This is a genomic window from Ruegeria sp. BB10, from assembly GCF_056535725.1.
The window spans coordinates 19,619-42,706 of sequence record NZ_JBQFIW010000001.1; the positions used below are offsets into that span (position 1 = coordinate 19,619).

At 58.8% G+C, this 23,088-nt stretch carries 16 protein-coding genes, 1 tRNA gene and 2 pseudogenes; 7 read left to right on the forward strand and 12 right to left on the reverse strand.

The annotated features are described in order from the left end of the window. Positions 1-7: 7 nt before the first annotated feature. From gcvP to glyA, 8 genes and pseudogenes are all read right to left on the reverse strand, one after another. Positions 8-2,862: pseudogene (gene gcvP / locus ACR3EP_RS00130) on the reverse strand (aminomethyl-transferring glycine dehydrogenase). A 144-nt stretch (positions 2,863-3,006) separates the two neighbouring features. After that, entirely contained in the window at positions 3,007-3,372 is a 366-nt protein-coding gene (gcvH, locus tag ACR3EP_RS00135) for a glycine cleavage system protein GcvH (RefSeq protein ID WP_170352139.1), read from the reverse strand. A gap of 17 nt (positions 3,373-3,389) precedes the next feature. After that, positions 3,390-4,483 (reverse strand): annotated as a pseudogene (gene gcvT / locus ACR3EP_RS00140) (glycine cleavage system aminomethyltransferase GcvT). 16 nt (positions 4,484-4,499) lie between these two features. After that, positions 4,500-4,922 (reverse strand): universal stress protein, encoded by a 423-nt coding sequence (locus ACR3EP_RS00145; RefSeq protein ID WP_170347762.1) that lies wholly within the window; start codon positions 4,920-4,922, stop codon positions 4,500-4,502. Between the two features lie 81 nt (positions 4,923-5,003). Then, positions 5,004-6,374 carry an alanine/glycine:cation symporter family protein gene (locus ACR3EP_RS00150; protein WP_226688796.1) on the reverse strand — a complete coding sequence of 457 codons (1,371 nt, stop codon included), beginning with the start codon at positions 6,372-6,374 and terminating at the stop codon, positions 5,004-5,006. 25 nt (positions 6,375-6,399) lie between these two features. Beyond that, positions 6,400-7,344: a lipoyl synthase gene (lipA, locus tag ACR3EP_RS00155; protein WP_170347764.1), complete on the reverse strand. Its 945-nt coding sequence runs from the start codon at positions 7,342-7,344 to the stop codon at positions 6,400-6,402. Between the two features lie 14 nt (positions 7,345-7,358). Continuing rightward, on the reverse strand, positions 7,359-8,738 hold the full coding sequence (lpdA, locus tag ACR3EP_RS00160; RefSeq protein ID WP_480635738.1) for a dihydrolipoyl dehydrogenase: 1,380 nt from the start codon (positions 8,736-8,738) through the stop codon (positions 7,359-7,361). An 11-nt stretch (positions 8,739-8,749) separates the two neighbouring features. After that, the gene (glyA, locus tag ACR3EP_RS00165; RefSeq protein ID WP_480635739.1) at positions 8,750-10,003 is read right to left on the reverse strand and encodes a serine hydroxymethyltransferase; all 1,254 of its coding nucleotides are present in this window, start codon (positions 10,001-10,003) and stop codon (positions 8,750-8,752) included. 146 nt (positions 10,004-10,149) lie between these two features. Between glyA and ACR3EP_RS00170 the strand changes: the two genes are divergently transcribed. Then, positions 10,150-10,752, forward strand: coding sequence for a helix-turn-helix domain-containing protein (locus tag ACR3EP_RS00170; protein WP_170360624.1), 603 nt, complete (start codon positions 10,150-10,152; stop codon positions 10,750-10,752). 631 nt (positions 10,753-11,383) lie between these two features. On the opposite strand, the gene ACR3EP_RS00175 is transcribed toward ACR3EP_RS00170, so the two are convergent. After that, positions 11,384-11,458, reverse strand: a tRNA-Gln gene (locus ACR3EP_RS00175). A 430-nt stretch (positions 11,459-11,888) separates the two neighbouring features. On the opposite strand from ACR3EP_RS00175, the gene ACR3EP_RS00180 reads away from it, so the two are divergent. Then, on the forward strand, positions 11,889-12,395 hold the full coding sequence (locus ACR3EP_RS00180) for a ferritin (RefSeq protein ID WP_480635741.1): 507 nt from the start codon (positions 11,889-11,891) through the stop codon (positions 12,393-12,395). A 27-nt stretch (positions 12,396-12,422) separates the two neighbouring features. Here the strand turns inward: ACR3EP_RS00180 and ACR3EP_RS00185 are convergent, their stop codons facing one another. Next, complete coding sequence (locus ACR3EP_RS00185; protein WP_480638982.1) at positions 12,423-12,911, reverse strand: SH3 domain-containing protein; 489 nt, start codon at positions 12,909-12,911, stop codon at positions 12,423-12,425. A gap of 170 nt (positions 12,912-13,081) precedes the next feature. On the opposite strand from ACR3EP_RS00185, the gene ACR3EP_RS00190 reads away from it, so the two are divergent. From ACR3EP_RS00190 to ACR3EP_RS00210, 5 genes are all read left to right on the forward strand, one after another. Further along, positions 13,082-14,068 carry a 2-hydroxyacid dehydrogenase gene (locus tag ACR3EP_RS00190; protein ID WP_170349330.1) on the forward strand — a complete coding sequence of 329 codons (987 nt, stop codon included), beginning with the start codon at positions 13,082-13,084 and terminating at the stop codon, positions 14,066-14,068. A gap of 39 nt (positions 14,069-14,107) precedes the next feature. Next, positions 14,108-15,901, forward strand: a complete 1,794-nt coding sequence (gene ggt, locus ACR3EP_RS00195; protein ID WP_480635743.1) for a gamma-glutamyltransferase — start codon at positions 14,108-14,110, stop codon at positions 15,899-15,901. A 12-nt stretch (positions 15,902-15,913) separates the two neighbouring features. Beyond that, positions 15,914-17,335 (forward strand): FAD-binding oxidoreductase, encoded by a 1,422-nt coding sequence (locus ACR3EP_RS00200; protein WP_480635744.1) that lies wholly within the window; start codon positions 15,914-15,916, stop codon positions 17,333-17,335. Positions 17,336-17,401: 66 nt separating this feature from the next. Further along, positions 17,402-18,676 carry a hypothetical protein gene (locus ACR3EP_RS00205; RefSeq protein WP_480635745.1) on the forward strand — a complete coding sequence of 425 codons (1,275 nt, stop codon included), beginning with the start codon at positions 17,402-17,404 and terminating at the stop codon, positions 18,674-18,676. A gap of 136 nt (positions 18,677-18,812) precedes the next feature. Beyond that, positions 18,813-21,320, forward strand: coding sequence for a GcvT family protein (locus ACR3EP_RS00210; protein ID WP_170504526.1), 2,508 nt, complete (start codon positions 18,813-18,815; stop codon positions 21,318-21,320). 42 nt (positions 21,321-21,362) lie between these two features. Here ACR3EP_RS00210 and ACR3EP_RS00215 read toward each other — a convergent pair whose 3' ends face one another. Then, on the reverse strand, positions 21,363-22,016 hold the full coding sequence (locus tag ACR3EP_RS00215; RefSeq protein ID WP_480635747.1) for a DUF938 domain-containing protein: 654 nt from the start codon (positions 22,014-22,016) through the stop codon (positions 21,363-21,365). Further along, positions 22,013-23,086, reverse strand: a complete 1,074-nt coding sequence (locus tag ACR3EP_RS00220; RefSeq protein ID WP_480635748.1) for an NAD(P)/FAD-dependent oxidoreductase — start codon at positions 23,084-23,086, stop codon at positions 22,013-22,015. The genes ACR3EP_RS00215 and ACR3EP_RS00220 overlap by 4 nt, the downstream gene beginning before the upstream one ends. Positions 23,087-23,088: the final 2 nt, after the last annotated feature.

A 23,088-nucleotide genomic window follows, 5' to 3' on the forward strand; every position in this document is an offset into this window, starting at 1 on the left:
GTGTGATTTACTCAGCTGCGTCGAGGTATGCGTCCATTGGTGGGCATGTGCAGACGAGGTTTCTGTCGCCATATGCGTTATCGACGCGGTTGACGGGGGACCAGTATTTGTCGACGCCCATGGAGCCCGGCGGGAAGCAGGCCTGTTCTCGGGTGTAGGGGCGATCCCAGTCGCCGACCAGATCGCGCACCGTGTGGGGGGCGTTTTTTAGCGGGTTGTTGTCCGCGTCGATCTTGCCGTCGATGATGTCCTGTGCCTCGGCCCGGATGGACAGCATGGCGTCGCAGAAGCGGTCGAGTTCCGCCATGGGTTCCGATTCCGTGGGCTCGACCATCAGGGTGCCGGCCACCGGCCAGGACATGGTGGGCGCGTGGAAGCCTGAATCGACCAGACGCTTGGCGATGTCGTCGACGCTGACATGGGCCGCCTCGTCCAAGGGACGGGTGTCGAGGATGCATTCATGCGCCACCCGGCCCGTTTCCGAGGTGTAGAGGATCGGATAGGCCTCGCTCAGACGCGCGGCGATGTAGTTGGCGTTCAGGATCGCCACTTTCGTGGCCTGGGTCAGACCCGCGCCACCCATCAGCAGCACATAGGCCCAGCTGACCGGCAGAATGGACGGCGAGCCGAAGGGCGCGGCCGAGACCGGGCCGATGGCACTGCCGTATTCCGGGTGGCCGGGCAGATGCTCTTCCAGATGCGCCTTGACGCCGATCGGGCCCATGCCGGGGCCGCCGCCGCCATGCGGGATGCAGAAGGTCTTGTGCAGGTTCAGGTGGCTGACGTCGCCGCCAATGTCACCGGGACGCGACAGGCCGACCATGGCGTTCATGTTGGCACCGTCGATATAGACCTGACCGCCGTGATCATGGGTGATCTGGCAGACCTCCTGCACGGTGGTCTCGAACACGCCATGGGTGGACGGATAGGTGATCATGCAGGCAGCCAGATGATCGCTGTGCTTTTCCGCCTTGGCGCGGAAATCGGCGAGATCGATGTTGCCGTTCTCATCCGCCTGCACCGGCACAACCTGATAGCCCACCATCTGCGCCGAGGCCGGATTGGTGCCATGCGCCGAGGTCGGGATCAGGCAGACATTGCGGTGCGCCTCACCCCGCGATGCATGATAGTTGCGGATGGTCAGCAGGCCCGCATATTCGCCCTGCGCGCCCGAGTTGGGCTGCTGGGAGATCGCGTCATAGCCGGTGATCTGGCACAGCTTGTCGTTCAGATCCGCAATCATCTCGTGATAGCCCTGCGCCTGATCTTCGGGGCAGAACGGGTGCAGGTTACCGAACTCGGGCCAGGTGACCGGGATCATCTCGATCGTGGCGTTCAGCTTCATGGTGCAGGACCCCAGCGGGATCATCGCCCGGTCCAGCGCCAGGTCGCGGTCGGCCAGACGGCGCATATAGCGCGTGATCTCGGCCTCGGCCCGGTTCTGGTGGAAGATCGGGTGAGTCAGATAGGCGCTTTCGCGCAGCGCGTAATCCGGCAGGCGGTAGGCCACGTTCGAGCTGTCATCCTTGCGGTCGATACCGAAGGCGCCCCAGACGGCCTCGATGGTCTCGGGGCGGGTCTGTTCGTCCAGGGCTGATGCCCACCTTGGTATCACCGACCTTGCGCAGGTTGACGCCACGGGCCACGGCGGCCTCCATCACGACGTTCTGCAGGTGGCCGACCTCAACCGTGATGGTGTCGAAGAACACTTCCGGTTCCACGGCAAAGCCCGCCTCTTCCAGACCGGCAGCCATGCGCGAGGTCTTGCGATGCACCGATTGCGCGATGGCCTTGATGCCGTCGGGGCCGTGGTACACGGCATACATCGAGGCGATGACCGCCAGCAGCGCCTGCGCTGTGCAGACGTTCGAGTTGGCTTTCTCGCGGCGAATGTGTTGCTCGCGGGTTTGCAGCGACAGGCGGTAGGCCTTGTTGCCGCGGCTGTCGATGCTGACACCGATGATCCGGCCGGGCATCGACCGCTTCAGCTTGTCGGTGGTCGCCATATAAGCGGCGTGCGGGCCACCATAGCCCATTGGCACGCCAAAGCGCTGGGTCGAGCCAATGGCGATATCCGCGCCCATCTCGCCCGGTGACTTCAGCAGCGCCAGCGACAGGATGTCGGCGGCGACGATGGCAATCGCCTTGTGTTCGTGCAGCGCCGCAATCTCGGCGGTGAAGTCGCGCACATGGCCGTGGGTGCCGGGATACTGGAAGATCGCGCCAAAGACGGCACCTGCATCCAGCGCATCGGGTCGCCGACCTGCACGTCGATGCCCAGCGGCTCAGCCCGGGTTTTGATCACCGCGATGGTCTGCGGGTGGCAGTTGCGGTCGACAAAGAAGGCCGCGTTGTTGGCCTTGGAGCGACCGCCGCGCTTGGCCATCGCCATCGCTTCGGCAGCGGCTGTGGCTTCGTCCAGCAGCGAGGCGTTGGCCACGTCCAGCCCGGTCAGATCGCTGACCATGGTCTGGAAGTTCAACAGCGCCTCAAGACGGCCTGGCTGATCTCGGGCTGATACGGCGTATAGGCGGTGTACCAGGCCGGGTTTTCCAGGATGTTGCGCAGGATCGGTGCCGGCGTGGTGGTGCCATAATAGCCCTGACCGATCAGCGAGGTCAGAACCTTGTTCTTGCTCGCCACCTCTTTCATGTGAAAGAGCGCATCGCGTTCCGTCATCGCCGGACCCCAGTCCAGCGGCTCTTTCTGCCGGATCGCAGGCGGCACCGTGGCGTCGATCAGCTGGTCCAGCGTCTTGAAGCCGATCACCTTGAGCATGTCGCGCATCTCGGTGGGCGACGGGCCGATGTGGCGGCGGTTGGCGAAGTCATAGGCTTCGTAATCGGTCAGTTTGAAGGCCATTGCAGCGCTCCTGTCGAAAAAGGTCAGGTCCGGCGGAGACTGCGGGAGCCTCCGGCGGAGAGTGAGGGCCGTCCCGGAATCTGTCCGGTGGACAGATTCAGGCCCGAACGGGCGGAGCCCCAGGGACAGGGCTCCGACATAGATTTACCCGATGAAGGACTTGTAGCCGGCTTCGTCCATCAGATCCTCAAGCTGCGCGGCATCCGCGATCTTGATCTTGTAGATCCAGGCCTCGCCCTCGGGGTCTTCGTTCAGCGCGCCGGGGTTGTCGGCCAGCGCCTCGTTGACCTCGGTGATCTCGCCATCGACCGGCGCATAAAGCTCGGACGCGGCCTTGACGGATTCGATCACGCCGATCTCGCCGCCTTTTTCGAACTCGTCGCCCGCTTCCTGCTGCTCGACGAAGACCACTTCGCCCAGCTGCTCAGCCGCGTGTTTGGTGATGCCCAGAGTGGCCGTGTCCCCTTCGACGGTCAGCCATTCATGCTCTTCGGAATAATAGGTTGCCATGTCTCTCTCTCCTGACTTCAACGCTTGTAATTCTGTTTGACGAAGGGCAGCGCCACGATCTGCGCCGGTTGCGCCTTGCCCCGGATGATCAGATTGACCTTCTCGCCCGGCTCGCCATGACCCTTGCTCACATAGCCCATCGCAACGGGACCGCCGACCGTGGGGCCAAAGCTGCCCGAGGTGATCTGGCCGATGGTATTGCCCTCGGCACATTGGACTTCGACGCCCTGACGCGCGGGCGCGCGACCGTCGGGCTTGATGCCCACCAGCTTGCGCGCAGGACCCTCGGCCAGTTCCTTTTGTACGCGGTCCGCACCCGGAAAACCGCCTTCTTCCTTGCGGCGCTTTTGAATGGCCCAGCCAAGGGACGCCTCAATCGGCGAGGTCGTCTGGTCGATGTCATTGCCATAGAGGCACAGACCCGCCTCCAGCCGCAGGCTGTCGCGCGCGCCAGACCGGCAGGTTCGCAATCCTCATGCGCCAGAAAGGCCTTGGTGACCTCGATCGCCTTGTCTTCGGGGATCGAGATCTCGTACCCGTCCTCGCCGGTATAGCCCAGCCGCGAGATGCGGCATTCGACACCGTTGATATCGGCGACGGTGGTTTCCATGAACTTCAGGTCCCGCGCCGCCGGGCACAGTTCGCCCACGACATCTTCGGCCTTGGGGCCCTGAACCGCCACCAGCGCGCGGTCGAAGATCTCGGTCACTTCAACGCCTTCAAGGTTCGCTTTCATATGCGGAATGTCCTGATGCCGCAGCGCCGCGTTCACCACCACAAAGAAATGATCCCCCGCATTCGACACGATCAGATCATCCATGATCCCGCCGTCTTCGTTCGTGAAGAACCCGTAGCGGGCTTTGCCTTCCTTCAGCGTCGCATAAGCCTGCGGACAGATCGCCTCAAGCTTCGCGCCTACATCCTCACCGCGCAGGATCACCTGACCCATATGCGACACATCAAACACCGCCGCCTTCTCACGACACTGCTTATGCTCTCCCATAATCCCCAGCGGATACTGAACAGGCATCTCCCAACCCGCAAAATCAACCAGCTTGCCTCCCAACTCAACATGGAGATCGTAGAGAGGAGTGCGTTTTAAGTCAGTCATAGCTGTAGCCTTTCAATCAACGGGACTGGTCACGGACAACCATGACGGTGCAATGCGCGTTGCGCACAACACGGGCCAGGTTCGGGCCAATCTCATAGTTCGGGAAATCGCCTTTGGTCGACGCCATGACGATCAGATCAAAGCCGTCCTTGTAGGCAAGCTTCAGAATTTCGCGGTAGACGCTGCCTTCTTCTACATGCACCGGCACATCAGAGGCATTGGCGTGATCCAGTATGGCCTGAACCGCACCCCGCACGTGGTCTTTGGCGCCTGCGCCATAGTTGGCGGGTAGGTTCGGCAACTGGATGATCTCGGGGATGACGGCGACCGTGTGCAGTTCGGCACCATAGAATTTTGCCTGTTCCAAAGCGACCGGCAAAGCCAGTTTCCACGAGCGGTCGTCAGTGTGATCAATCGGCAGCAGGATTTTCGTGGCCATCACGTCTCTCCTCGAGATAGAAAATTTGTTTCAAAGGCGGGGGGCCGGGTTGGCCCCCCGTTTTTTTTGTCAGTGCCGAAGTTATTCGGCAGGTGAGCCACCCGGTTCTTCGGACTGGCCGTTCGAGGCAAAGAACTCTTTCGTCAGTTTGAAGACGATCGGGCTCAGCAATGCCAGAGCGATCAGGTTCGGGATGGCCATCATGGCGTTCAGCGTATCCGCCAGCAGCCAGACAAAGCCCAGATCTGCAGTCGCACCGAAATAGATCGCAACGATCCAAAGGATGCGGTAGGGCAGCAGGGATTTGACGCCCAGCAGGAACTCAACACATTTCTCGCCATAGAACGACCAGCCAAGGATGGTGGTGAAGGCAAAGATCGACAGCGCGATTGCGATCAGGTGACCACCGCCCGGAAGCGAGGTTGCAAATGCCAGCGAGGTCAGAGCCGCGCCCGACTCACCCGAGGTCCATGCACCTGTCGAGATGATAGCCAGACCGGTGATCGAGCAGACGATGATAGTGTCGATGAATGTACCCAGCATCGCGATTAGGCCCTGATTGACCGGACCTTTGGTCTCGGCTGCTGCGTGTGCAATCGGAGCGGAACCCAGACCAGCTTCGTTCGAGAACACGCCACGTGCCACACCGAAGCGGATTGCGGCCCAGACGGCTGCACCTGCAAAACCGCCTTCAGCGGCAGATGGGGTGAAGGCGTAGGTGAAGACCAGCGACAGGGCGTTACCGATTTCGCCAATGTTGATGATCAGAACCAACAGGCCAGCGACGATGTAAGCGATCGCCATGGCCGGAACCAGCTTACCGGCAACCGCACCGATGCGGGTAATGCCACCCAGGATAACGGCGGCGGTCAGGACCATTAGAATAATTCCGGTGACCGAGGTATTCACGCCGAAATTCGATTCCAGAACTTGAGCCACACCGTTTGCTTGTACACCGTTACCGATGCCGAAGGCAGCAATGGCTCCGAATAGGGCGAAGGCCCAACCCAGCCAGTGCCAATTCGACGACAGACCGTTCTTGATGTAGTACATCGGGCCGCCAACAAAATTGCCCAGCTCGTCCTTCTCGCGATACTTCACCGCGCAGACGGCTTCGGCATATTTGGTGGCCATGCCCACCAGGGCGGTCATCCACATCCAGAACAATGCGCCCGGACCGCCCAGGAAGACAGCAGTGGCCACACCGGCGATGTTACCCGTACCGATGGTCGCCGACAGCGACGTCATCAGCGCGTTGAACGGGCTGATCTGACCGTCACCCTGACCTTCGCGGCCTGCGAACAACAGCTTAAAGCCAGTGCCGATGCGCAGGATCGGCATGAATTTCAGCCCCACCTGCAAGAAGAAGCCGACGCCAAGAATGAGAACCAGCATGAGCGGCCCCCACACGACGCCATTGATGGCCCCTACGATTGAATTTAACGCTTCCATGGTTTCCCTCCCATTTGCGTTTGGATTATGCCCCGTTGGCGATAGCCCGTTGGCGGGCTTGCTTGAGGGCGGCAAAGTCTTCGTCCGCATGGAACGACGAACGGGTCAGCGGGGTTGCTGACACGTGCAGAAAGCCCTTGGAGCGCGCGATTTGCTCCAGCTGGGCGAATTCGTCCGGAGACCAAAAACGATCAATCGGGTGGTGTTTCGCGGTCGGTTGCAGGTATTGCCCGACCGTCAGGAAATCGACCTGAGCCGCGCGCAGGTCATCCATCACCTGGCGAACATCGTTCAGGGATTCTCCCAACCCGACCATCAAGCCGGATTTGGTGAAGATCTCGGGGTTGGCGCGTTTGGCATCGTCCAGCAGCCGCAGCGAGGTATAGTAGCGCGCGCCGGGGCGAACGGACGGATACAGGTGTGGAACGGTTTCCAAATTGTGGTTGAAGACGTCTGGGGCAGCCTGGAACACGACATCCGCCGCGTCGCCTTTACCTAGAAAATCGGGGGTAAGAACCTCGACCGTTGTGCCTGGGTTTTGGTGGCGGACGGCCCGAATGGTCTGAGCGATATGTTCGGCCCCGCCATCAGCCAGATCGTCCCGGTCCACGGATGTGATCACCACATGGCGTAGGCCCAGCTTTTTCACCGCGGCAGCGACGCGGCCCGGTTCAAAGGCGTCCAGCGCATCGGGGCGGCCCGTGGCAACATTGCAGAAGGAACAACCGCGGGTGCAGACCTCACCCATGATCATCATCGTGGCGTGACGCTTGGACCAGCACTCGCCAATATTGGGGCAGGCGGCCTCTTCGCAGACGGTCGCCAGATTGTGGTCGCGCATCAGACGGCGGGTTTCGTAATATTCGGCGCTGTCGCCCTTTTTCTTGCGAATCCACTTGGGCTTACGCGGGATGACACTGTCTGCCTTCTTGGCCTTTTCAGGGTGGCGGGGGCGAAGCTGGATGGTCATCTGGCAGGTCCCTCTTAGGCGTGGATTGCGCGGCCCATGGAGTCAAGGCAGGCTTCTTTGACCGCCTCGCCCATGGCTGGGTGTGCATGACAAGTGGCAGCGACCTCGGCGACGGTTGCGCCTTTGGTCATGGCCAGAACCAACTCGGCAATCAGGTCTCCGCCGTGGGCGCCACAGATGTGGGCTCCCAGGATTTCGCCGCTTGGGTCCGCCAGAACCTTGACTGCGCCGTCGGTGTCGCCGGTCGAACGGGCGCGCGAGTTGGCCATGAAGGCGAACTTGCCAACCGAATACTCGGTGCCAGCCTCTTTCAGCGCTTCTTCGGTCAGACCGACCGAGGCGACTTCTGGGTCGGTATACACGACACCCGGCACGGTGTTATAATCGACGTGACCAACTTGACCTGCCAGCGTTTCCACGCAGGCGACGCCGTCTTCTTCGGCCTTGTGCGCCAGCATCGGGCCGGGCACGCAGTCGCCGATGGCGTAAATGCCGGGAACCGAGGTCTGGAACGTCCCATCCACCTCGATGAAGCCGCGCTGACTTACTGTAACGCCCAGCTCCTCCAGGCCCAGCCCACGGGTGACAGGGCGGCGGCCCACAGCGATCAGGACCTTATCAGCCTCGATCACTTCTTCTTTGTCTTTGCCGACGCGATCAACGGTCAGCACCAGACCGGTATCGGTCTTTTCGACCGTTTTCAGCGCACGACCCAGCTGGAATTTCAACCCGCGCTTGGACAGTGCGCGTTGTGCCAGCTTGGCGATCTCACCATCAATGCCGGGTAGAACGCGGTCCAGATACTCGACCACGGTAACCTTTGCGCCCAGACGGGACCAAACCTGCCCCAGTTCCAGCCCAATCACACCTGCGCCGATCACGACCAGATGGTCCGGTACGCTCTCCAATGCAATCGCACCGGTCGAACTCAAGATGTCCTGCTCGTCGATCTCGATCCCCGGCAGCGAGGTCGGTTCCGAGCCGGTGGCGATCAGAATGTTTTTCGCTTGATAGACATCATCGCCGACCTTGACCTGTCCGGCGGAGGGGATGCTGGCCCAGCCTTCGATATGGTCGACCCCGTTTTTCTTGAACAGAAACGCGATGCCTTTGGTCAGGTCGCCTACGATCTTGTCCTTACGCCCCATCATCGCGGGTACGTCGATGCTGGCCCCCTCGACCGCAATGCCGTGGGAGGAGAGATGTGCAAGTTCGGCATACTTGGCCGAGGAGGTCAGCAACGCTTTGGAGGGGATGCACCCCACATTCAGACAGGTCCCGCCAAGTGCCCCGCGCCCTTCGACGCAGGCCACTTTCAGTCCCAGCTGAGCCGCGCGGATCGCAGCGACATAGCCGCCAGGTCCGCCCCCGATGACAATCAGATCGTAGGTCATGACGCTAACTTTCAGTAGATCGGGTGGCTTGCGCACAGGGCGCACACTTTTTCACGGGTTGCTTTTTCAACGGCTTCGTCTCCGCCCGGGTTCTGCGCCAGTGCGTCCAGAACGTCACCGATCAGATGGCCGATTTGCCTGAATTCCTCGGGGCCAAAGCCCCTGCTGCAACCGGCCGCAGTACCCAGACGAATACCGCTGGTGATGGTGGGTTTCTCGGGGTCACCGGGCACGCTGTTTTTGTTGCAGGTAAAGCCAGCGCGTTCCAGCGCGGCTTCGGCGTCTTTACCGGTTACGCCAACCGGGCGCAGGTCCACCAGCATCAGGTGGTTTTCCGTGCCGCCCGAGACGATGTCGCAGCCACGTGCCATCATAACGTTGGCCAGAGCCGAGGCACTGTCGACGACGCGCTGCATGTACTCTTTGAATTCGGGTTTCAGAGCCTCACCGAAAGCGACGGCCTTACCGGCGATCACATGCATCAGCGGGCCGCCCTGCAAACCGGGGAATACGGCTGAGTTGATCTTTTTCGCCAGCGCTTCGTCATTGGTCAGGATGATGCCACCGCGCGGACCGCGCAGGGTTTTATGCGTGGTCGAAGTCACAATATGTGCGTGACCGATGGGCGAGGGGTGCAGTCCAGTCGCAACCAGACCGGCGATATGGGCCATGTCGGCCAGTAGCCAGGCACCAACCTCATCCGCAATCGCGCGGAAGCGGGCAAAGTCGATTTTCTGTGAATAGGCCGACGCGCCAGCAATGATCAGCTGGGGCTTTTCAGCCTTGGCCAGCGCTTCGACCTGATCATAGTCGATCAAACCGGCATCGGTCAGACCATATTGGATCGGACGGAACCATTTGCCGGATTGCGCCGGTTTCGCGCCATGGGTCAGGTGGCCGCCGGCGTCCAGCGACATGCCCAGAATGGTGTCACCGGGGCTGAGCAGTGCCAGCTTTACCGCACCGTTCGCCTGGGCGCCCGAATGCGGCTGCACGTTCGCAAATTCGCAACCAAACAGCTGCTTCAACCGGTCGATGGCTTCCTGCTCAACCTCATCCACATATTCACATCCGCCATAGTAGCGGCGGCCGGGATACCCTTCGGCATACTTGTTGGTCAGCACCGATCCCTGGGCGTCAATCACAGCCTGAGAGACGATGTTTTCAGATGCGATCAGCTCGATCTGTTCGGCCTGACGTGCGCCCTCGCGTGCAATTGATGCAGCAATGGTCGGGTCGGCCTGTGTAAGCGACGTTTTGAACATGGTCATCTCCTCTGATTTCGAATCTCCGGTTCGAAACTGTGTTTCCTATAGTGGAATTGATTCCCTTAAGGCAACATAAATCTCTTATTCGTGAAGTTGCGTGCGACTAAGGGAATATGTAAGCTGGAAAGAACGGGGAGATTTTCATGGGCGAAGACCAAAGAAACGAAGGGGTTACACCCGAAGAACTGGATGAAGGGGCGGCCTTGGGGCGTTCCATCCGCGACGCGCGACGGGAAAAGGGCTGGACTCTGGAAGAGGCCGGGCGTGCGGCAGGTATCGGGCGATCGACCCTGTCGAAGATCGAAAACAATCAAACCAAACCCAGCTTTGAGATCGTGCGGCGGTTGACACAGGCGCTGGATATGAACCCTCCGCAACTTTTTCTTCAATCGGGTCAGTCAGGCATAAACGGTCGGCGGGACTATACCGCTAAGGGGCAGGGTGAGTTCCGGGAAACCGCCACCTATTTGCACGAATTGCTGTGTTCGGATCTGACAAGCAAACGCATGCTGCCCTATGTGGCCACGATACGGGCCCGCGATATCTCTGAGTTTGACCCCTGGATTCGACATTCGGGCGAAGAATTCATGTACGTGCTGAGTGGCGAGTTGATCTTTATCTCGGAACACTACCGCCCTCTGCCGATGAAAACGGGTGATTCACTGTATTATGACAGCAGCATGGGGCATGGCTGTGTGTCGACCAGTGAAGAAGACGCGCAGGTTCTTTGGGTGTCGTTGGAATAGGGCATGTACCTGGGAAATTAGGCGTTACCGCAGTTTTTCACCTTTCCGGTGCGGCTTGGGTTTCGCGCACAGAAGAACTAAAAACCCAGTTTGTGGAAATTTCAATATTGAGGTTAGACGTCTTGGGATGGACCGCTAAAACCTGCTGTGATCCTTTGCTGTCGCGGTTTAAGAACAATCTATGCGGTCAACTTCGTATATCCGAAGAGTTTCGGAGCTTTCAGCGGCTTTCGGCAGCTAAAAGTCAGTCTGGCATTTCCGGCCAGTAATGTCTGCATTCGGAAGAACGAGCGGATTTCTGTGCATTGGCAGCGAACGTTCGCCTCCCTGAAGAACCGTCCCGAAACAGTACCAACCCGGGTTCGTGGGGGCGAAGGTCCGCTTCCTCGATCTCCGGAAATCCTCGCTGCGGAGCGGCGAATGCACACTTTCCGCGCCAATTACCGACTTTTTAGTCCCTTGGCAGCATGTGCCGCGGTGGTTCTTGGAAATGAACAAATCAGCAAACTAGGCCGAGAGCCCACTACCAAATCCGCCGAATTTGTTGAAGATTGCGTTCTAGCCCGACAAAAGTTGGTTTTCTAACCGGACAAGTCGCGATTCATACCGGATGGCACATTAAGAGAAAAAGTGGCTGGGGTGGTAGGATTCGAACCTACGATACACGGTACCAAAAACCGCTGCCTTACCACTTGGCTACACCCCAACGGTGAGGCGCTGTCTACGATTGTTGGTTGGAGGGTTCAAGGGCTTTCGAGTGAAAAAAACTGACTTGGAGCAAAAATTTTTTTCCACGCTCCCGACGATCCAAATTGGCGAAATTTCCGGTCATGGATTGCCTATCTGGAAAAGGATCTATTGGTCACAAAGCCCATGGGAAAGGTCTGAAAGTGTTGAACACAGCCACTGTGTTCGAAGGGCGGAGGGTCTTTCACCCACGTTCTGAGCGGCATTTTGAAGCTGGGAAATACATTGACCCGGAAATTCGCCTCGGATTTGCAAACGCCTTTCATTTGCAGGAAGCTACATCTAAAATATTGAAATTAAATTATAAAAACAAGAAACTGGGTTGCGGGATTCCATGAAAATACGTAGCAATGCGAATGAACCGATACCCCGTGTCACAGGAGACGAAGATGAAGCTGAACCCGAATGTCGCAGAAGCACTGAACCGTCAAATCAACAGTGAACTTCAGGCATCCTACACCTACCTTGCGATGGCCGCATATTTTGAATCGCAGGATCTGCCAGGATTCGCGCAATGGTTCCGCGGTCACTCGGTTGAAGAACAAACACATGCCATGCGTATCTTCGATTTTGTGGCACAGCGTGGCGGGAGAATCGAACTGGAAGGAATCGACACACCCAAGATGGACTATGACTCGCCGGTCGAGGCGCTGGAATATGCGCTTGCCAACGAGGAAAAGGTCACAGGTCAGATCAATGCGCTGTTTGAACTGGCGCACGGGGTCAAGGAATACAGCACGCAAAACATGCTGAACTGGTTTTTGGCCGAGCAGAACGAAGAAGAAGACTTGTTTGGCAAGATTCTCGACGAGACCAAGGCGGCCAATGGCGATCGGTGGAACCTGTTGCTGTTGGACAAGGATATGGGCACGCGACCAACCCAGGCTACGGAATAGGCGACGGGACGGCTGTAGTCGCCCCCGTTACTCGCGGATTTCAGAGGGGTCGACTCCCCATAGGCTCGATTTCCGGGCCCAGCCGCGGTAACCGCCAGCAGAGATTTGGCACCAGTCCAGGCTGCAACTGCCTAGGCGCGCCACCACCCCGGATTCGAATTGGGCACTGATCTGCGCATTTGGGTCGGGGCTGGCATAGACAGGCAGCATTTCGGATTCGATCAATACGGTCCGCACACCGGACAGTAGGGCATAGTGAACCCACCCGCCGGCACCGTCACGGTCCTGAACCTTGCGCCAATTGCCGTATTCAGCCGTGATTTGCAGCGGCATGCCGCGCCGTTTGAACACCCAGTCGATTCGATGTGTTAACGAAGGACCACGCCGAACATTGCCCTCGGCGGCCTTCATCGAAACATATCTTGGCAATGGCAGGTTGGTCACAGGGCCGCGGGCATCCTGTGCGCTGGCAGCCAAAGTGCTCAGCACAAACAGAAATACGGACAAAACCACCAGAAGGCGGCGTTTTACCGATAGAAAACCACTCACTGACTGCCTGCTCTTGTGCCTGTTGATTTGGTTCCGAAAAAAGGTCGTCTCAATGCGTTGGGGTTCTTGTGCCCCGCCTTATCCTGCGCCACGATGCCATGGCGCGCGAAGGTTTGCAAAGCGATGGGAGGGCGAAAGTGCCAAGAGAACGTCTGAGTGTTGTTGTAACGCGACGGTTGCCCGAGGCAGTGGAAACCAGACTGAGCGAGTTGTTCGACGTCCAGCTGCGCGAGGATGACACCCCCATGTCGCGCGAAGAGCTGGTCGCAGCAGTTCAGAGTGCAGATGTCCTTGTTCCAACGGTGACCGACACAATTGATGGCGGTTTGCTGGGGCAGGCGGGCGAAAACCTGCGCTTGATCGCCAATTACGGGGCCGGTGTCGACAATATTGATGTGTCGACGGCGCGACAGAGGGGCATTCTTGTTTCCAACACCCCCGGTGTGCTGACAGACGATACGGCCGATATGACCATGGCATTGATCCTAGCGGTCACACGGCGTTTTCCCGAGGGGGTCGGTGTGATGCAACGGGGAGATTGGACCGGCTGGGCGCCGACCGCGCTGTTGGGTGGGCGGATCGGTGGTCGACGCCTTGGCATTCTGGGCATGGGTCGGATCGGCCAGGCCGTGGCCCGCCGTGCCCGTGTCTTTGGAATGCAGGTGCATTACCACAATCGTCGTCGCCTACGCCCTGAGGTCGAAGACGAGTTGGAAGCCACCTATTGGGAAAGCCTAGACCAGATGGTCGCTCGGATGGATGTTCTTTCAATTCATTGCCCGTCGACCCCGTCGACCTTTCATCTGATGAACGCGCGTCGGTTAAAGTTGCTTAAGCCCTCGGCGGTTGTCATCAACACCTCTCGGGGTGAAGTGATTGACGAGAATGCGCTGACGCGTCTGATCCGATCGGGTGATATTGCAGGCGCAGGGTTGGATGTTTACGAACATGGCACTCAGGTAAACCCGCGTTTGCGGCAATTGCCCAATGTTGTTTTGCTGCCTCATATGGGATCGGCCACGTTGGAAGGGCGGATCGAGATGGGTGAGAAAGTTATTATTAATATCAAGACCTTCGAAGACGGGCATCGCCCGCCGGATCAGGTTGTGCCATCCATGTTGTGACGCAGCCGCGCCGAAGGAACAATTTTTCAGGAGGATACGATGCGACGAAATCTGATTTCAGGATTGTTTGTGACGGCGTTGACCTTTGGCGGGGCGTCCTTTGCGCAGGAAACAGCGGATGCGGTAGCACCCGAGGGTGCCTCGGACGGGCAGGTTCAGGGCCTGACCGACGAAGTGATTGCCTCGCTTGAGGCGAAGTTGGCCGGTCAGCCCGTGACTTCGCAGAACTGGATGGTTGCTGCGGCGAACCCGTTGGCCGTTGAGGCCGGAGCCAAGGTTCTGCGGGCCGGAGGGTCTGCGGCGGATGCCATGGTCGCGGTGCAGGTCGTGTTGGGGTTGGTCGAGCCTCAATCCTCGGGCCTTGGTGGCGGCGCGTTTCTGGTTTGGTACGACGCGGCAACTGGCAATTTGACCACGCTGGATGGGCGCGAGACGGCTCCGCTGGAAGCGAACCACCGCCTATTCCACGATGAGAATGGTGAGCCCTTGCAATTCTACGATGCCGTGGTGGGGGGGCTGTCAGTCGGTACGCCCGGTACGCCAGCGTTGCTGGAAGAGGCGCACCGGCGTTGGGGTCGCAGCCCGTGGCCCAGCCTGTTTCAGGATGGCATCACGCTGGCGGATGAAGGGTTCCTTGTATCTCCGCGATTGGCCACTTTGGTCGAGGCAGATGCTGAGAGGTTATCGCGTTTTCCTGTGACGGCTGAATACTTCCTGCCCGGTGGTACGCCTTTGCAGCAAGGTCAGCGCCTGATGAACCCGGACTATGCGAAAACGTTGCGTGTTTTGGCCAGTGAAGGGTCGGCCGGGTTCTACGGCGGTGAAATCGCCGCCGGCATCGTCAGCACGGTGCGCGGAGCGCCCGGAAATCCCGGAGTTCTGTCCGGCGTAGATCTGGCGCTGTATCAGGTGATTGAACGCGAACCGGTCTGCGCTGCCTATCGTGTTTATGAGGTTTGCGGCATGGGGCCGCCCTCATCCGGGGCGCTGACGGTCGGTCAGATCCTTGGCATGCTAGACGGGTATGATCTGACCGCGATGGGCCCCGAGGATGCGAATGCTTGGCGGTTGATCGGCGATGCGTCGCGTTTGGCCTTTGCGGATCGCGGCCGTTACATGGCCGATCACGACTATGTGCCGATGCCCACGCAGGGTCTGGTCGATCCCTCCTATCTGTCTGAACGCGGGCAACTGCTGGGCGGCGAGGGCGCTTTGATCGAAGCGACCCCGGGCAATCCAGAGTTCGATCACGCGTCGAACTGGGCGGATGATGTTTCGCTCGAGTTGCCCTCGACCTCGCATATCTCGATTGTCGACCAATATGGCAATGTGCTGTCGATGACCACGACGATTGAAAACGGGTTCGGCTCAAGGTTGATGACCAACGGGTTCCTGCTGAATAACGAACTGACCGATTTCTCGTTCAAAACCCACAGCGATGGTGTTCCGATTGCTAACCGGTTAGAGCCCGGCAAGCGGCCTCGTTCCTCGATGAGCCCGACGATAGTCATGCAAGATGGCAAACCGGTATTGGCCATTGGATCACCCGGTGGAAGCCGTATCATTGGCTATGTCGCCAAGTCGATTATCGCCTGGGCGGATTGGGATATGGATGTGCAACAGGCGTTGTCACTGCCGCATCTGGTTAATCGCTTTGGCACCTATGATGTGGAACAAGGCACCGCAGCCGAAGGGTTCTCGGACCCGTTGATCGAGCTGGGGTTCGAGGTGAACCCGCGCGATCTGACGTCTGGCCTGCATGCGATCGAGATCGGAGAGGTCCTAACCGGTGGCGCGGATCCACGTCGCGAAGGCATCGCGCTGGGCGAATAAAAGGAAAATTAAATGGTGCAGGCAGCAGCGTTGCCGCGAAACGAGGCCGGGATTGAAACGGCTGTCAGTATTCTAAAGCAGAAGTTTGGTGATCGCCTGCAAACTGGCGAGTCGGTCCGAGAACAGCATGGCCACACGACGACCTGGATCAACAATCAGGTTCCGGACGCGGTGGTTTTTCCCCGTTCGACCGCGGAAGTATCCGAGATTGTCAAAACCTGTGCCCAGCACAAGGTGCCGGTGATCGCCTTTGGCACCGGCACATCGCTGGAAGGGCATGTGAACGCCCCGGCGGGTGGTATCTCGGTCGACTTGGGCCAGATGAATCAGGTGTTGGCCGTGCATGCAGGTGATCTGGATTGCGTTGTTCAACCAGGGGTGACGCGAGAAGACCTGAATACCCATCTGCGCGATCAGGGCCTGTTCTTTCCCATTGACCCCGGTGCCAATGCATCGCTGGGCGGGATGGCGGCAACGCGGGCCTCGGGCACCAACGCGGTGCGCTATGGCACGATGAAGGACAATATCCTAAGCCTTGAAGCGGTCATGCCCGATGGTCAGATCATCCGCACCGGCCGCAGGGCACGGAAATCCTCGGCCGGGTATGACCTGACCCGCTTGCTGATTGGGGCCGAGGGCACGCTGGGCATAATCACCGAACTCACCCTGCGCCTGCAGGGCATCCCAGAGGCGATCACCTCGGCCCGGTGCTCCTTTCCAACAGTTGCTGCGGCCTGTCAGGCGGTGATGATGACGATCCAATACGGCGTGCCCGTGGCCCGGATCGAGCTGTTGGACGAACTGTCAGTCAAGGCAGCCAACGCCTATTCCGGGCTTAACCTGCCGGAAACGCCTTTGCTGCTGTTGGAATTCCACGGATCGGAATCCGGCGCGGTTGAGCAGGCCGAAACCTTTGGTCAGATCGCTGACGAGTTCGGTGTTATGGATTTCGCCGCCACTTCAACAACGGAAGAGCGCAACAAGCTGTGGCAGGCCCGGCATGATATGTACTGGGCCAGTCTGCAATTGCGCCCTGGTGCGCGGGGGATTTCCACCGATGTCTGCGTTCCGATCTCGCGCCTGGCGGAATGCGTCACCACGACCCGGGACAAGGCCAAGGAACTGGGCCTGATGGCACCGATCGTGGGGCATGTGGGGGACGGGAATTTTCACACTCTGCTGTTGATCGACATGGACAACGCCGATGAGGTGGCGCGGGCGGATGGGTTTGTCGGTTGGCTGAACGATCTGGCCATCTCTATGGAGGGCACGTGTACCGGTGAGCATGGAATCGGGCAGGGCAAGCGACCCTATCTGATCAAGGAACTGGGCGCGGCGGTCAGCTATATGGATGCAATCAAAAAAGCACTCGACCCGGACAACATCATGAACCCGGGGAAAATCCTGTCGAATGCAGATTTCGACCATCGTTAAAATTTCGGGCTGAAAGCCACAAGGCTGCCCAAATTCCATTCTATCTTTCGTAAAAATGAGCAGCGATTGATTTTGGAATCTCAGATGGGCATTTTGCGGATTTTTGGTTTTATGGTGGTCGTAATTTCGACTATTGCGGGCCTTGATTATTACCAACAGGGCAAAAAACACGAAGGCACTTTGTCCGTCAGTGGATATGTCGAATCGATCAAGCAACGTTTTGCGCAACAACAGGAAGAGCGTGAGGCCAAAGCCGTCGAACGTAACCGGAAAAAACGCTGGAAAGCCGGGGCTAAGTCTTATCTGCCAGCAGCCAGCGCCGGATGGGCACAATTTGAGCTGACCCAGATGGACAGCGCGCCCGTCGATACGGTGCTTTCGAATTATGCCCCGATCCCCCTGATCAGTTCGGTATCTGGTACGGCTGAACTGATGCGTCTGGTGAAAGGCGGCAAGAAAGGGATCGCGCGCAAGCTGAGCGAAACCGGGCTGGTATATGCCAAAGGTGATGAGGTCGTCTGGTTCGACATCAGCCTCAAACCAAAATCGGCGCGTAACTCGCTGGCGGGCATTGCCCTTTCGCGGCAGCAAAATTTCATGTCGCATACCGCGATCAAACAGGGTTTTGCGGTGATTGACGGTGTCGCATTCATGGAAATCACTCAGGACCTGACCAATCCCACCGAAGCGGTGGATTATCGCAGGATCATCGGGCGGATCGGGATTGACGAAGAGGTTGTGATCCGGATGGGCACCAATGCCGATGACGCCACGATTCTAGAGCTTTTGGAGGCCGTCGATTATGCCTCCCTTAACACTTTACTGACTTATCCGTCGCTTGTGGTGGGGCAGGGTGTTTCGGTCCAGCAAGACCGCCAGCCAGAGGTCGCCGAAAAGATGGATCAGCTGTATAAGGAAATGCAGTTGGTTCAGGAAAAGACCACCGATGAAAAGCTCAAGAATCTGGATGTCACGGCGATGATGGTCAATTCGTTGACGGCGTCGGATTTCAACAGCGATGGCATCATGGATATTACCGGGGGTGAGGTATTCGAAAATCAGGACATCCTGCAAATCGGGTATGGTCGGGCGCAAAAACTGCTGTTGGACTCTGATCAGCGCCAGGCGGCTTTGGCAGAAGAGGACCAGGCCGAAGGATCGGGGTTTTTCAACAGGCTGAAAAACAAACTGCCAGCCTTCGCAGCGCCCAAGTACAAGGATACGGCAGTGAAACCGGCCCCGAAAAAAACCTCGCAACCAGTGCGCGTGCATAAGGGCGGGTTGGGGACGTCCTGCGCGCAGGTTGGCAGCATCAAGCGGTGTTCAGCCTCGGGGCAATAACGCCAATCACGATGATTCCGCAGTCTGTTTACGGTAGCGGGTCGTTTTTTTTCTCTCACTGGTCGGATGAATGTCGCGCCGGGTGCTTCAAATGCGCCATATGGTGTCAACTGAATTCAAGGGGAGACGCCCGGTTATGAAAACCCAAGTCAAAGCATTGGTTGTTGGCGGCGGCGCCGTTGGGACCTCGATTGCCTATCATCTGGCCAAAGCGGGTTGGGATGATGTGATGTTGATTGAACGGGATGAGCTGACGTCCGGCTCGACCTGGCACGCCGCTGGCCTGCTGCCGTTGTTCAACATGTCCTACGCGACAACTCACATCCACAAGTACTCGGTCGACTTCTACAAGACGCTTGAGGAAGAAACCGGTCTGAACGCAGGGTTTGCCGTGGTCGGCAACCTGCGCATGGCCCAAACGCAAGAACGTATGGACGAATACATGCTGTATGCGTCCACCGCCGAGACCTGCGACGTTGCATATGAATGGCTGACCCCGGACCAGATCAAGGAACGCTGGCCGCTGATCGAGACGTCGGACCTGAAGGGCGCGATTTACCACACCGAAGATGGTTACATTAACCCGGCCGACGTGACGCAGGCGATGGCCAAAGGCGCGCGTCAACGCGGCGTCGATATCGTCCGCAAGATGCAAGCCGATGCGTTCCACTGGAACGGTACCCACTGGGAAGTCACCTGCACTAAGATGGTCGAGAAGGGCGGCAACCTCATTCCTTCGGATGAGCAGGTTGTTATCACCGCCGAGCATGTCGTCACCGCTTCCGGAAACCACGCGCAGCGCACGGCCAAGATGCTGGGCATCAAAATGCCTGCGATCCCGGTCGAGCACACCTTTATCGTCATGGATAAAGACCCCGAGCTGGTCAAATGGCGTGAAGCTGGTAACCCCGAACACCCTGTTGTCCGTGATGCTGACAACGAATCTTACGCCCGCGAGGAACGTGGCGGCTGGATTCTGGGTATTTATGAACACGGCGCGCCTGCGCAGTTCGAACACGGCGTTCCGGACAGCTTTCGCGCGGACCTGTTCCCGCTGGATCTGGACCGGATTGCTGATCAGTACATGGCAATGGCCGAGCGTGTGCCATCCTGTGCCGAATCCGGCTTGAAAGACGATTTCAACGGCCCGATCTGCTATACTCCCGATGGCAATCCGCTGGTTGGTCCGGCTCCGGGCCTACGCAACATGTGGCTGGCTGAGGGCTTCAGCTTTGGCATCACGGCTGCAGGCGGCACCGGCTACTATCTGGCACAGATGATGGTCGACGGCGAAGCCGAGATCGACATGGCCTCGTTGGACCCCAAGCGCTATTCCTCGAGCTGGATGACCACCGAATTCGCGGCGCGCAAGAACGAAGAATGCTATGAGCACGTCTACATCCTGCACCACCCGGATGAAGAGCGTGAAGCCTGCCGTCCGCTGCGGACTGTTCCGGCCTACGACCGTCAGAAAGCACGCGGCGCGCAGTTCGGTTGGGTTAACGGATGGGAACGTCCGAACTACTTCGGTCCCACCGATGCACCAGATAACTTTGATAAGGAAAGCCGTTCGTTCCGTCGTGGTGGCTGGTGGCAATACGCCGTCGAAGAGGCCAAAGCGATCCGTGAAGGCGTGGGTCTGGTCGACGCATCCGCGTTTACCAAGCATGTCGTCAAAGGCCCCGGTGCCACCCAGTTTCTGGACTGGTTCACCTGCAACAAGCTGCCCAAAGTTGGTCGTATCAACCTGACCTACGCGCTGACCTCGCATGGCACCACCCGAACCGAATACACCATCGTCCGCAATGGCGAGAATAACTATTACATCGTCTCAGCCGGCGCTTGGACCGAGTATGACGCCGACTATCTGCGTAAGGCGGCTGAGGACAAGATGGATGAGTTCGGCTATATCGAAATCCAGGATGTGACCACCCAGTGGGGCGTCTTTGCCATCGCCGGACCCAAATCGCGTGACGTTCTGAAGGAGGTCATCAAGGACGCCGATCCGGAAACCGCTCTGTCCAATAAGCGCTTCCCGTGGCTGTCGGCCCGTCAGATCGAACTGGGCATGTGCCCGGTCAACGCAATACGCGTGGCCTATACTGGTGAGCTGGGCTGGGAACTGCACCACCCGATCGAGATGCAGAACTACCTGTTCGACTTGCTGGAAAAAGCGGGTGAGAAGCACGGTATGAAGCTGGTTGGCGCGCGCGCCCAGAACTGGCTGCGTCAGGAGAAATCCTATCGCGCCTTTGGAACCGAACTGGGCCGCGACGCGACCCCGCTGGAAGCTGACCTGCCGCGTTTTGTCGACCTGTCAAAGGACTTCCACGGCAAGGCCAAGCTGGAAGAGACCGGCGTGCGTGTGAAGTGCTGCACTTTGTTGATCGACGGACCGGACGATGCTGATCCGTGGGGCCGCGAGGCGCTGTATACGCCAGAAGGCGAGCGTGTGGGACGTCTGACTTCGGGCGGCTACTCGGTGGCGTTCGAAAAGTCCATCGGTATGGGCTACGTGAAACCTGAAATGGCAGTCGAAGGCACCAAGCTGAAGGTCAAAATTCAGGACAAGCTTTGGGATGCGGTCGTGACCTGCGACAGCCCCTACGATCCGAAAAACGAAACCATCCGCAAAGACGGTTAACCCGGACAGAGAACAGGCGGCGCAGAGGTGCCGCCTGTTTTGCTATTGGCCCGGCTTTTCTGCGATAAAGGCCAGATTGTTCGCAGGCATCTCGACCATCCCGACGACGGTCAGGTTCTGGGCGCGCATCAACGCTGCAATGTCTTCATCATTCTTATACCCGATCTCAGCGTCTTGCTGGACCAGAGCATCGTGAAAGCGTTGGTCGCCATCGCTGGTCAATTGCCCCGAACGTTTGAATGGTCCGTACAGGATAAACCGCCCCTTGGGGTCCAACGCCTGCGCGGTTTCGGTCACCAGCATTTGTGTTTCCGGCCAGCTGATCAGATGCACCAGATTGATCAGGACGATCAGGTCCTGACCGTCGAATTCGGTGTGCCAACCTTGCGCTGTGGCGTCCAAAGCCACTGCGTCCACAACGTTGGGCAGATCGGCAGCATAGGCTTTAATGCTGGTTATCCGCTCGACCTCGACTTCTGTCGGTTGCCAGATGAGGTTTGGCAGGCACTGGGCGAATGCGCTGACATGCTGGCCGGTGCCGCTGGCAATTTCCAGCGCCCGGCCTGCCTTGGGGGTCCATTGAGCCAGTAGGTCACACAAAGCTTCGGCATTGCGGGTCGCGGCAGGGGCGACAAGCCGCCCGTCCTGACCTTCGGTGGCAACGCTGGCGTTAGAGGGGAGGGTTCTTTTACTCATCGACGCAACCTTTTGGGGCTGAGGGCCGCTATGGTTTCAGGGTCCAGTTCAGATGTCGCGCCGGCCGTCAGATCAGCAACCAGTTGCGAAGCCGCCGGAGAGGTCTGGAAGCCATAGCCACCCTGACCCGCAGACCAGACAAAGGACGGATCAGACGGATCGGGCCCCAATACTAAAGTTCCATCCGGCGCGAAGCTGCGTAGCCCGGCCCAATTTACCTCAACCCGGGTGACGGGTTCGGTCACCATCTCTTCGTACCGGGCCAGCCCTTCAGCCAACACCAAGTCATCGGCGTAGGCATCCTGCGGTGGTACGGGGTCGGCCTCGCACGGGGAAACCAACAGTTTGCCCGCATCTGGCTTGGCATACCATGTCTCACCCGCGCCCAACATCATCGGCCAGCCGCTCAGGTCATGCCCGCCGGGGGCAGGCAGCCGCGCCATTGACCTGCGTTTCGGAATTATTCCGATTGGTGCAATCCCCGCCATCACGGCGATCTCGTCAACCCAAGGGCCGGCAGCATTGATCAGGATGCGGGCTTCAAAGACTTCCCCAGCCTCGACGACCCAGCGCCCATCCTTGCGAATGGCGGTGACCCTGGCCTTGGTTACCACGTCACCGCCATTGCCGCGAATGGTGCGGGCGAAATCCTGCAGCAACCGGTCCGTGTCGATATCAAATGCCCCACTGCTGAGCGCTGCGAACCCAAGAGTGTCTGGGTTCAGGATTGGCACACGTGCCAGCGCCTGCGCCGTTGGGATCACCTGCATATTCAGATCATGGACGTCCCGTTCAAAGATTTCGGCCTGATCCTTACGACCAACCAACATCAGATCGCGGGGCGTCAGATACCCGCCGTTTTCAGCTCGCATAAATGCGGCACTGGCCCTGTTCAGCGCAACGACGGAGGGCGGACCATAGTTTTCCTCGAACAACGCGGCGGACCGGCCAGACGCGTGATAGCCCAACGCATCCTCAGCCTCGAGCACAGTTACCCGACCGTGATATGACAGGCGTGCCCCGGCGCTCAGACCGGCGATACCGCCGCCTATGACAAGAAAATCAATCATAT